This window comes from Lacibacter sp. (assembly GCF_035299325.1).
GTDB lineage: Bacteria > Bacteroidota > Bacteroidia > Chitinophagales > Chitinophagaceae > Lacibacter.
The window spans coordinates 222,755-235,656 of the sequence record NZ_DATGWT010000025.1; the positions used below are offsets into that span (position 1 = coordinate 222,755).

Consider the following 12,902-nt stretch of genomic DNA (forward strand, 5'->3'; position numbering starts at 1 on the left):
TTCATAAAATAAATACATTTAGCAAATGAACCGATTTGCTATTGTCTTTGCAAGCAGTTTTTTTTGCTTTCAACTATTCGCTGCTGATCTACCTGTAAAATATATCGGCATTGAACAAGGGCTTTCTAACAATTTTGTAACGAGTATCTACCAGGATTATAATGGATTTATGTGGTTTGGCACTTATGATGGACTGAACCGTTACGATGGTTACGGATTTAAAATATTCAGAAATAAAATCGGTGACAAGAATTCGCTTAGCAACAATAACATCTACACAATTGAAGGAGATAGTAAACATAACCTTTGGGTAGGTGGTCAGAAAGGAGCTTGTGTTTACAACCCGGTTCAATCAAATTTTTCAACGCTTTGGTATTATCCCGGAAAGAATAAAGCTGCTCAACTTCTTACTGATGAAGTGCAGAGCATTAAGGCCATTGATAATGGCAGCATACTTGTGGGAACACAGCATAATGGTTTGTTATTGTATTTAAATCAACAGGATACAGGTAGAAAGATTGCATTAGAGCACATCACGGGTACAACCAATTACATGGTTCGGGCAATACAGTACGATCTTAAACAACAGCGATCATGGGTCTTTGTACAACACCATGGTCTTTTTATGTATGATCATAAAAAAACTGTTCTTGTAAAAATTAGTGATAGCATAAAACAAGGGAATACGTTAAAAGCTTCGGCTAACGGAGATGTTTGGTTAGGCACTGATAATGGCGTTTTCAAATTTTCGCTTGCAACAAAATCTTACGAGGGGAATTTCTTACCTGTGCAGCAAAAGATCGTTAATCTCACTATCGATAATAAAGCTGTATTATGGATTGCATCAGATGGAGGCGGAGTATGGTTGCTTCCTTCGCTTGCCACAACAGCTTATCCATTTCTTTCAAAGCAAGGAAAAGCAATGATCAACAGCAATGCCGTATATTCTATTTATGAAGATACAAACGGCAGAAAATGGATCGGCACACTTCGTGGAGGCGTAAATATGGTTGAATCAAGAACGAGCCCATTCAAGCATATTGTTCATCAATCGGATGGTACACCCAGCACAATTAAAAACTTCATCCTCACATTTTGTGAGGATAAACAACGCAACCTGTGGATTGGCACAGATGGTGCCGGCCTGCGTTATTGGAACAGAGCAACAAACGAAACCACAGATTTTGTGCGCTCACCGGGAAACAGTAATTCGATCAGCAGCAATTTTATTACGGGTGTTACCGAAGATATCAATGGTGATATCTGGATTGCCACATGGTTTGGCGGTATCAACAGGTTTAACTGGGTAACGAAAACCTTTCAACGTTTTCCACTTTATAATCCATCAACACAGGCAATAGAAAATAATACATGGTTTGTTTATAAAGACCGTCAACAGAGAATTTGGGCTAGTGCAACCAACGATGGAAGTTTCTATTTGTTTAATCGTTTGCTCAATAAGTTTGAGCTGTTTGATCCTTCAATTCTCAATCTTCAATCAATTGCAGAAGACAGTGATGGAAATTTTTGGGGTGGTAATTATTCATCACTAATCAAAATTGACCGAACAACAAAAAAACACAACGTGTACCCGTTGGAAACAACCGTACGTTGTATTCATGAAGATAAGCGTAAGAATTTTTGGGTGGGTACGCAGGGGAGTGGTTTGTTGTTATTTGACAGGCAAACGGGTAAGTATAAAAGTTTTACAACTGCCGATGGATTACCAAGCAATACGATCCTGCGTATACTGGAAGATAAGAGAGGCGATTTGTGGCTTAGCACGTTTAATGGGTTAACAAAATTTGATCCTGATAAAAAAGTGGCGCTCAATTATTCTCAATCAGATGGATTGCAAAGTAACCAGTTTAGTTTCAATGCCGGTCTTGCACTCCAATCAGGAGAATTTTTATTTGGCGGCATTAAGGGCTTTAATATTTTTTATCCCGATAGCACCATTGCAAATAAAAATGAACGAAAGGTTTTTTTAACGGGCTTAAAAATTAATAATAACCCGATTGAAGAAGATGCATCTTATATTTCAAAGCGTGAAATTGAAAAGATAACAGAAATAACCTTGCCTTTTAATAAGGCAGCGCTTAGTCTTGATTTCCTCGGATTGGATTATTCCAGTGCTGATAAGATCATATATGCCTATTATCTTGAAGGATGGGATAAGGTTTGGAACTATTCCAATAATATACGCACAGCTAATTATACACGTCTTTCAGAAGGAAAATATAAGTTTAAAGTTAAAGTAGCCGGTACCGATGGCGAATGGAAAGCTGAAACCCATTTGCTGAATGTTATTGTGCTTCCACCCTGGTACCGTACATGGTGGGCATACTTGCTCTACATCGTTTTTGCAGCTGGCATGATCTATTTATACATAAGGTATACCAAACGGCAGGAACGATTAAGATTTGAAATAAAGCTTGCTCATCTTGAACATGAAAAGGATAAAGAAGTAAATGAAAGGAAGCTGAATTTCTTTACCAATATTTCACACGAGTTCAGAACTCCTCTTACTCTTATTATTAATCCGTTGAAAGAAATGGTTAATAAAGATGCTGTTGCCAATAAACAAGCAAATGAGTTGAATATTGTTTATCGAAATTCAAGACGATTACTGAGCCTGGTGGATCAATTGTTACTTTTCAGAAAAGCTGACAGCGGTGCAGATACACTGAAAATTGCAAAAGCAGATATTGTGGAACTCTGTCATGATGTTTACTATTGCTTTATTCAGCAGGCAAAGGTCCACAATATATCCTACCAATTTGAAAACAATATTGAAAGTGAAGCGCTATATCTTTTTCTGGATAAAGAAAAAATTGAGATTGCACTGTTTAACCTGTTATCCAACGCATTTAAGTTTACTCCTGATGGTGGCACTATTCTCCTTCAATTAAATGAAGCTGATGAAACAGTTGAACTTGTTGTAAAAGATAGCGGCTGTGGTATCGCTCCCGGCGAAGCGGAAAAAATATTTGAGAAGTTTCAACAATCCAGTCACCAGAAAAACATGAGCAAGACCGGCTTTGGCATTGGTTTATACCTCGTAAAGCATTTTGTAACCTGGCACCAGGGATCTGTTAATTATGAAAGTGCGGAAAACCAAGGCACTACCTTTTATATTACATTAAAAAAAGGACGGGCTCATCTTCCGGAAAACTTTAGCAGCAATGAAGCAGCTAAACAATCAGGCTTCCTGGATGAGTTAACGGAAGAAACCTTTGTACCTCTTTCTAAAAAAGAACAATCGATTAAACCAAAAGAAGGAAAAGTGGCTGAAGAGGTGATCACAAATCGAAGATCGGTTTTGTTGATCGATGACGACGATGAAATACGTCGCTACCTGCAGGGAGTTTTTGAAGAACGATTTCTTGTTTACACTGCAGAAAATGGTGAAGAGGGATTCAAAATGGCTAATGAAGTAGTTCCCGACTTAATTATCAGTGATGTGAATATGCCGGTCATGAACGGGGTGGAACTTTGTTCAGCCATAAAAAAATCATCTACACTTAGTCATATTCCTGTGATCCTGCTTACGGCAGAAACTGCAAACGAAAGCCAGTTAAAAGGAATTGAAGGCGGTGCCGATGATTATATCACCAAGCCTTTTGATGTTGCAATGCTTTTGGCAAAAGTTGATACCATCCTTAAAAACAGAAACCTGCTGCAACAGTATTTCTTTGATAATATTACACTTAAAGAAACTTCCATAAAGGTGCCGGCAGAGTACCAGGATTTTCTAAAGAAATGCATCCAGGTAGTTGAAGAAAATATCGATACTGAAGATTTTACCATCAAAAAATTCGCTCAGGCAATGGGCATGAGTCGTTCCAGTCTTTACCAAAAGGTGAGATCTGTTTCAGGCCAATCATTAAATGCCTTTGTTCGCTCTATCCGTTTACGAAGAGCAGCTGTGCTGATGCTAACCGGTAATATGAATATTAACCAGGCCGCTTTCCAGGTGGGTATTGCTGATGCCCGGTACTTCAGGGAACAGTTCGTAAAACTTTTTGGCATGAACCCATCGGAGTATATTTCAAAATACCGCAATTCATTTAACCGGGATTTCAATATTGTTAAACAGGATTAGTCTTTGTACTGGCCAGCAATTTCTTTTAATTGTCATTTTACCCCCCACATTTCGACATTTTACCCACCACGAAGGGCTGAAGGAGGGTGGTAAATTGCATTTGAAAGGGCAATAGACCCAATTTTTTGAAATCAATTTAACGAAACTGTTTGCTTTATGAGTCAATTACCATCCCCCTTCATGCGAAGGATGGTGCCAGGTAAATGGATTACCTCAGCCGTCCTGTTTTTTCTTTTTCTCAATCTTTTTTCAATCAACCTGATCGCACAAAACCAACTGCAGGTCACAGGTACGGTCAGCTCTAAAGGAGTTCCTTTACCAGATGTTACTGTAAGTGTAAAAGGAAGCCCGGCTTCTACACTTTCAGATGCGCAGGGTAAATTTTCAATCAATGCACCAGCAAATGGAACATTGGTTTTTTCATTCGTTGGAAAAACAACTCAGGAAATAAGTCTTAATGGTAGATCATCTGTTCAGGTTGAACTGGAAGACGAAAGTGTGAACCTGGGTGAGGTTGTGGTAGTGGGTTATAACTCACAACGGAAAGCAACTTTAACCGGTTCTATTTCGGTTGTAAAAGGATCTGATCTTGTGAAAAGTCCACAACCAAATGTATCAAACTCACTTGCCGGACGTTTTTCCGGTTTGATCATTAACAACCGTAGTGGTGAGCCGGGTTACGATGGATCGTCATTTACGATTCGTGGTCTTGCAACCACCGGCAACAACGATGTGTTGATTGTTGTGGATGGTGTTCCCAGCCAGATCGGTGGTTTGGAAAGATTGAACCCAAACGATATTGAAAGTATTTCAGTATTGAAAGATGCATCAGCTGCTATCTACGGAAGCCGTGCAGCTAATGGCGCTATTCTTGTTACTACAAAGCGAGGTAAATCAGGTAAGCCGGTTATTACTGCAAGTTATAACCAGGCATTTACTTCACCAACAAGATTGCCTAAGATGGCAGATGCTGCAACCTATGCAACCATCAATAATGAAATTGATTATTACAATAATCCTAACGGTGGTATGAACCAACGTTACTCTGCAGCAGAAATTCAAAAGTTTGCTGATGGATCTGATCCATTAAACTATCCAAATACTGATTGGGCAAAAGAAACCTTGCAACGTTCTGCTTTGCAAAGCCAGGCCAACATTGGCATTTCCGGTGGTACCGATAATGTTCATTATTATTTGTCAACTGGTTTTCTCAACCAGGATGGTCTTTATAAAAATGGTGCTACTAAATACAAGCAATACAGTTTTCGATCAAATATTGATGCGAATATTACAAAGAACCTGAAAGTTGGTCTTTACTTATCCGGTCGCCAGGAAGACAGAGTATATCCAATAGCAGGTGCCGGAGATATCTTCCGTTCAATTTACAGAGCGTATGCAACCATTCCTGCTGTATATCCAAATGGTCTTCCTTCTATTGGAATTGAAGGAAATAATCCAGTAATGATGGCTACAGATAAAGGCGGACTTAACAGAAATCCTACGCAGGTTTTCAATGGTATATTAAAAGGCAGTTACAATATTGCAAGCGTAAAAGGTTTGTCTGTTGATGGGTTTATGGCTTTTGATAAATCATGGTCTTTTTCAAAAGCATTCAGCAAACCGTACCCTTTGTTTTCTTACAACAGAAATACAAACGCATATGAACAGCGTATAGTGGGAGGAGCATCCGGTGCTGCTACACTTAATGAAAGCCAGTATAATCAATCGCAAACAACTTCTCACTTTAAGATCAACTACCAACGAAGTTTTCGTGCGCATGCCATCAGTAGTTTTGTTGCTGTTGAGCAAAGCCAGTTGAAAAGTGAAACTTTCGGTGCATCAAGAATCAATTTTCCAACTACACAAACACCTGAACTTTCACAGGGCGGAACAGCTGCAATAGATCAGAACAACTGGGGAAGCAGCTACAATTTCACACGCAGAAGTTTTTTAGCAAAGCTTGGTTACAACTACAGCGAAAAATACCTGGCAGAGTTGCAGGCACGTGTTGATGGATCATCTACTTTTCCTAAAGGCAGCCAGTACGGATTTTTCCCTTCAGTATCGGCAGGATGGCGCATTTCAAGAGAAGCATGGTTCAATACTAATTCGTTTATTAACGATCTCAAGATCCGTGCTTCCTATGGTGTATTGGGTAACGATAATGTTGCACAGTTTCAGTACTTCAGTAACTATACGTTTGCCAATAACTATGTATCAGGATCAAGTATTACTCCGGGTATAGATCTTACAAAACTTGCAAACGATCAAATTACATGGGAAGAAGCAAAGAAAACAGATATTGGTATTGAAGGAAGGATTTTTAATGACTTCTCATTTGAAGTGATCTATTTCAAACAGGAACGTTCAAACATTCTTGCGATCAGAAATGCTTCTATTCCGTTTGTTTCAGGCATTGTAAATCCATTTGGCGGTTCATCACTTGTACCGTCTGAAAATATAGGCCGTGTAAATAATAGCGGTATAGAAGCAACAGCCGGATATAGTAATAACAAAGGAAAATTTCATTACGGCGTAACGGGTAATATTACATACGCAAAAAGTAAGATCATTTTTATTGATGAAGCTCCCGGTGTATTGGATTACCAAAAACAAACCGGAATGCCTTTAAATACTTACTTGTTATATAATGTAATTGGCATTTTCAGAACTCCATCTGACTTAACAAAGTATCCTCATTTAAGTGCCGCTCAACCCGGTGATCTTATTTATGAAGATTATAATAAAGATGGAAAGATCAATGCAGATGACCAGGTAAGAACAAAGTATGGCAATATCCCGCTGATCACTTATGGTGCTGTATTTAATTTCGACTACAAGAATATCGATCTCTCCTTTGTGCTGGCAGGTCAGGCAAAAGTTAGTCAGTATGTATTGCCAGAATCAGGAACGATCGGAAACTTTTACAGCAGTTGGGCCGATAACAGATGGAGCCCTTCAAACCCGAACGGTTCATACCCACGTGTTGATACAAGAGCTTCTTCTTCAATAAACGGCGGATTGTACAGAAATACATTCTGGTTGAATGATGCCTCTTTCCTCCGTCTGAAAAATATTGAGTTGGGTTATAATTTCTCACCTGAATTTCTCAGCAAAATAAAAATGCAATCACTTCGCTTTTATCTGAATGGATTTAACCTGGTTACTATTACAAAAGTAAAAGATTACGATCCGGAAGGCAGCAGCGGCAGTGGCCAGTTTTATCCGCAACAGCGTATTATCAACATTGGTGTGAATGTAAAATTCTGATCAACATCTTTTTCGAATTAAAAAATTATTTCTAATGAAACTAAGAACATATATAAACATCTTTTGCATAGCTGGCATGGTTTCTCTTCTTGCGGCATGTAAAAAAGATTTCCTTGATGTTGTGCCAACAGATCGTCTTTCTGAAGAGGCGCTATTAGCAGATTCAACATTGTTTGAATCATTCGTTACCAACCGTTACCTCGGTGTAAGGTTACAGGATAAAGAAGATATTCCAGGTTTCGGGAGAGGTTTTACCTGGGCCATGTGGGCATCACTTTCAGATGAAGCTATTTATAATAACGATGATAATACCTGGGGTATTGTACGTGGTTTACTAGCACCTGAAAACCTCGGTATTGCAGGAACTGTTTGGGGAAGAAGTTACCGCGGTATAAGAGAATGTAATTTTGCCCTAGGTAATATTGCGAAGGTAACAATGAGTGCTGAGCATAAGAACAGGCTGATTGCTGAATTAAAATTCATAAGAGCATACAGGTATTTTGATCTTATTATAAATTATGGTGGTGTTATTTTATTAGGTGATAAAGTGTATAAGCTTGATGATGATTTTAGTGATGCAAGTATTTATACAAGATCAACTATAAAACAAAGCATTGATTATACATTGGCTGAATTAACTGCAGCTGCAAGTGGCTTGCCTGCATTTAACAGCAGCAGCTGGAAATTGGGCAGAGCAACAAATGGTGCTGCTCTTGCATTAAAAGCAAGACTGGCGTTATATGCTGCAAGTCCATTGTATGGTGCAGGAAGCTGGACCGATGCCGCAGCTGCTGCAAAGGCAGTGATCGATTTAAACCGTTATAGTATCTATACCGGTGGTTATCGCAAATTGTTTCTTACTCCTGATAATAACGAGATCATTTTTGAACGTCTTTATACAAAAGGAGCGTCACATTTTCCATTAGAGATTGCATGCGCACCAAACGGATATGGTGGATGGGGTGGCAATACTCCACTTCAGAACCTCGTAGATGATTATGAAACAAAAGATGGTAACCCTATTGAAGATCCTACATCGGGCTATAGTTTGCAAAATCCTTATGCCAACCGTGACCAGCGTTTTTATGAAACCATTTTATACAATGGTGCTCCATACAGAGGCAGAAACGTTGAAACATTTTTACCGGGTGGTAAAGACAGTAAAGATGGAAACGAAAACTGGAATACATCTAAAACAGGTTATCTGTTGCTGAAGTTCCTGAACGATGAATATCCAATTAATAACCCTTGGGAAGTGGCAGGTTTTCAACCATGGATCTATATGCGTTATGCAGAAGTCTTGTTGAATTATGCTGAAGCGCAAAATGAAGCAGTAGGACCCGATGCATCTGTATACAGGTCCGTCAATCAAATCCGTCAACGACCTGGTATTAACATGCCGCCTTTGCCAGCAGGCTTATCACAGTCACAAATGCGTGACAGGATCAGGAATGAACGAAGAGTTGAATTGGCATTTGAAGAACATCGTTTTTATGATGTGCGCCGTTGGAAAATAGCAATGCAAACTGAAAATGAACCTGCTTATGGTATTGATGTACAAAAACTTGGCAACGGCACTTTTGTTTATTCAACAAAGGTTGCATTAACAGGAAGAAAGTTTGAAGATAAGCATCACTGGTTGCCAATACCACGTGCAGAGATACAGGCTTCTAATGGCAAGATTAGTCAGAACACCGGTTATTGATCATTGAAATATTAACTGTAATGCGTTTATTCTATCATTGTTTATTCATAGTGGCTTGTTGTTCCTTTGCCTGCAATTCCCGCAAAGGTTTGCCGGTAAACAATGAACCTGTACTTCTGAAGATCAGTGTCAACACAAATAAACAATTCCAGGTTATTGAAAACTTTGGAGCATCAGATGCCTGGGCCTGCCAGTTTGCAGGTCTGTGGCCCGATGAAAAGAAGAACGCTATTGCAGATCTGCTTTTTAGTACCGATACCTTTAGCGATGGAAGTCCTAAAGGTATCGGTCTATCATTGTGGAGATTTAATATCGGTGCGGGCAGTACACAACAAGGTGAATTAAGCGGTATAAGAGATGAATGGAGACGTGCAGAATCATTTATGGAGTTGAATGGAACTTATAATTGGAACCGACAGGCCGGACAGGTATGGTTTCTGAAAGCAGCGCAACAAAGGGGAGTGCAACAGTTCCTTGGTTTTTTGAACAGTCCGCCAATTAATTTCACGAAGAATCAAAAAGCATTTGCAAGCAACGGAATTACAAACATTGATAGCAGTAAGTTTGATGATCTTGGAAAATATATTGTTGAAGTGATCAAAGGAGTAAAAACTTCAACTGCTATCGACTTCAATTACATCAGCCCGGTTAATGAACCGCAGTGGGATTGGAGTGATGGCGGGCAGGAAGGGAGCCCTTTTAAGAATGAAGAGATCTTCGGTGTTGTGAAAGCACTTAACAGGAATCTGCAGCAAAATAATTTACTTACAAAGATCATTGTTCCGGAATCAGGACATATCAAATACCTGCTTGCTGATGAAGATAAATATGGCAGAGGAAACCAGGTGAATGTTTTTTTCGATCCTTCATCGAGTTACTATCTCGGACAGTTTACTAATGTAAATAAAACAATAGCAGCACATAGTTATTTCTCTACTTCACCTTCAGTAACTGCTATATCAATGCGGCAAAATATTGCAACACGAGTAGCGTCTGTGCCCGGCATACATTACTGGCAGTCGGAGTATTGTATTCTTGGCGATAACGACGGTGAAATAAAAGGTGAGAAAAGAGATCTTGGGATTGTTCCGGCTTTGTATGTGGCCAATGTTATTCATAAAGATCTTGTATATGCCAATGCAACTGCATGGCAATGGTGGTTGGCTGTATCTCCTTATGATTATAAAGACGGGCTTGTGTATATCGATCAGAATAAATCGAATGGAACTGTTTATCCAAGTAAAATGCTGTGGGCTTTGGGAAACTATTCAAGATTTATTCGTCCGGGAATGACAAGGGTAGATCTTTCATTTAGTGAAAACGCTACCGGAGTTACAGCATCTGCATACATCAATACTATAACAAAAAAAATGGTAGTGGTTATTGTTAATACCAATTGGGATGCACAGCAGGTATCATTAACAAATGTTGCAAACTCAACTAATCTTACAAGGTTTGATGTATATACCACATCGGAACAAAAAAACATGCAGAAACTATTATCATTGACCGAAACCTTATCTATTGACCCAAGAAGCATTACAACGCTGGTTACAGATTATTGATGATCATATACACCGGTTTATTCTGTAACAGGAAAATACACAATCTGAAATTTACTTATCACAACAATTCATTCCCGATGCTTAATTCTAATTGGATAAACTACGCCAAGCCATTTGCGATGCTTTTGCTCATGGTCGGCTTAAGAATAACTGCTGTTAACGCACAAACAGGAAACAGTTTTGCGTATAATGATACAGCGTTCCTGTTGAATGGAAAACCGTTTCAAATGATCTCTGGTGAAATTCACTACCCCCGTGTACCAAAAGAAGCATGGCGACACAGAATGAAGATGGCGAAAGCAATGGGCATTAACACAATTGGAACTTATGTTTTCTGGAATGTACATGAACCTCAAAAAGGGAAATATGATTTCTCCGGCAATAATGATATTGCTGCTTTTGTAAAAATTGCACAGGAAGAAGGTTTATGGGTAGTGCTTCGTCCCAGTCCTTATGTATGTGCAGAGTGGGAGTTCGGTGGTTATCCATATTGGTTACAAAATGAAAAAGGATTACAGGTTCGCAGCAGGGAAACAAAATATATTCAGGCATACAGGCAATACATTATGCAGATCGGCAAGCAGCTTGCCACCTTACAGATTCATAAAGGAGGAAACATTATCCTGGTGCAGGTTGAAAACGAATATGGTTCTTATTCTAATGATAAAGAATATCTCGAGTTGAACAGAAAGATGTTTGTTGAAGCTGGATTCGATGGCACTCTGTACACATGCGACCCTGCGAAGGACGTTGACAAAGGTCATTTGCCTGGTTTGTTTCCGGCTGTAAACGGATTAGATAAACCTTCACAAATGAAATCGCTGGTAAGAAAATACAATAATGGCAAAGGTCCGTTCTTTATTGCAGAATGGTATCCTGCATGGTTCGATTGGTGGGGCGAAAAACATCATACTGTTCCTGCAGAGAATTATTCAGGCAAATTAGATACAGTATTGGCCGCAGGGATTTCGATTAATATGTACATGTTTCATGGAGGCACCACACGTGGTTTCATGAATGGTGCCAATTATTATGACAGCAGTGGTTATGAACCACAGATCAGCAGTTATGATTATGATGCGCCTTTGGATGAAGCAGGTAATGCAACGCCAAAATTCTGGCAATTCAGAAATGCCATCAGTAAAAACCTTCCCGCAGGAACAGTTCTTCCGGATGTTCCTTCAGCGAAAAAAGTGATCAGCATTCCTGCTATCACGCTAAAAAAACAGGTAAGTATTTTCGATGTATTGCCAAAATCAAAAAGCAGCAGTAATCCTTTGACATTTGAAGCTCTTAACCAGGCATACGGTTATGTACTTTACAGAACTACACTTAACGGTGGCAAAGCTGGTATATTAAAGATCAAAGAGCTCAGAGATTATGGCATTGTGATGATCAATGGCAAACGTGTTGGCATACTCGATCGCCGGCTACGACAAGACAGTTTGTTTCTTAAACTACCTGCTGGAAAAATTACCATTGATATTCTTGTTGAAAATTTAGGCCGGGTAAATTTTGGCCCACACCTGCTTAAGAATTTAAAAGGCATCACACAATCTGTATTATTTAATGGCAATGAATTAAAAGGTTGGCAAATGTTTAGCTTACCATTTGAAAAGCTTGATGGTATCAACTTTACGGCAACGGCTAAAAAGAGCGATGCGCCTGTTTTAAAACACGGGGAATTTACACTGGAAGAAACCGGTGATACTTATTTAGATATGAGCAAATGGGGTAAAGGCTGTGTATGGATCAATGGACACAATCTTGGCCGTTACTGGGAGATCGGGCCACAACAAACAATTTATGTTCCAGCCGAATGGCTAAAGAAAGGAAAGAATGAATTGATAGTTTTTGAACTTATACATACCGACAAAACTTTACTGGATGCCGTAACACAACCCGAACTGAATAAACTGAGGAAATAAAATTCAGTTTTAGGATTTGTTTGCAACCATCCCGGCTTATGCAAGTTTTTCAAACGAAATAATTAACCATCTTTTTCCACATTCAATACTTATCCCGATCGTTACACATTATTCAAACTGATCTTTGTGGATTGAGCAAAGATCTTTCGCCGATTTAAGATGAATAGGTCAAAAATTCCAGCAATGAAATAATCTGTCTGATCTCAGATTCGGATGAGAATATCTGCTTTTTGGGACGCTTGTAGTATTCTGATAAAAGTATTTGATCAACCCGGCTTTGTGTACACATTTCTTCAATTATTCATTTAGTGCTTACCTCAGATAATACC

General features: G+C 39.1%; 5 protein-coding genes. All 5 read left to right on the forward strand.

What is annotated here, in order from left to right:
• The first annotated feature begins 25 nt into the window (after positions 1-25).
• On the forward strand, positions 26-4,105 hold the full coding sequence (locus VK159_RS14885; RefSeq protein WP_324230950.1) for a hybrid sensor histidine kinase/response regulator transcription factor: 4,080 nt from the start codon (positions 26-28) through the stop codon (positions 4,103-4,105).
• Positions 4,106-4,261: 156 nt separating this feature from the next.
• On the forward strand, positions 4,262-7,375 hold the full coding sequence (locus VK159_RS14890) for a TonB-dependent receptor (RefSeq protein WP_324230951.1): 3,114 nt from the start codon (positions 4,262-4,264) through the stop codon (positions 7,373-7,375).
• 34 nt (positions 7,376-7,409) lie between these two features.
• Complete coding sequence (locus tag VK159_RS14895; protein WP_324230952.1) at positions 7,410-9,080, forward strand: RagB/SusD family nutrient uptake outer membrane protein; 1,671 nt, start codon at positions 7,410-7,412, stop codon at positions 9,078-9,080.
• Positions 9,081-9,100: 20 nt separating this feature from the next.
• Complete coding sequence (locus VK159_RS14900) at positions 9,101-10,645, forward strand: glycoside hydrolase (protein WP_324230953.1); 1,545 nt, start codon at positions 9,101-9,103, stop codon at positions 10,643-10,645.
• A gap of 77 nt (positions 10,646-10,722) precedes the next feature.
• Positions 10,723-12,573, forward strand: coding sequence for a beta-galactosidase family protein (locus VK159_RS14905; protein ID WP_324230954.1), 1,851 nt, complete (start codon positions 10,723-10,725; stop codon positions 12,571-12,573).
• Positions 12,574-12,902 lie beyond the last annotated feature (329 nt).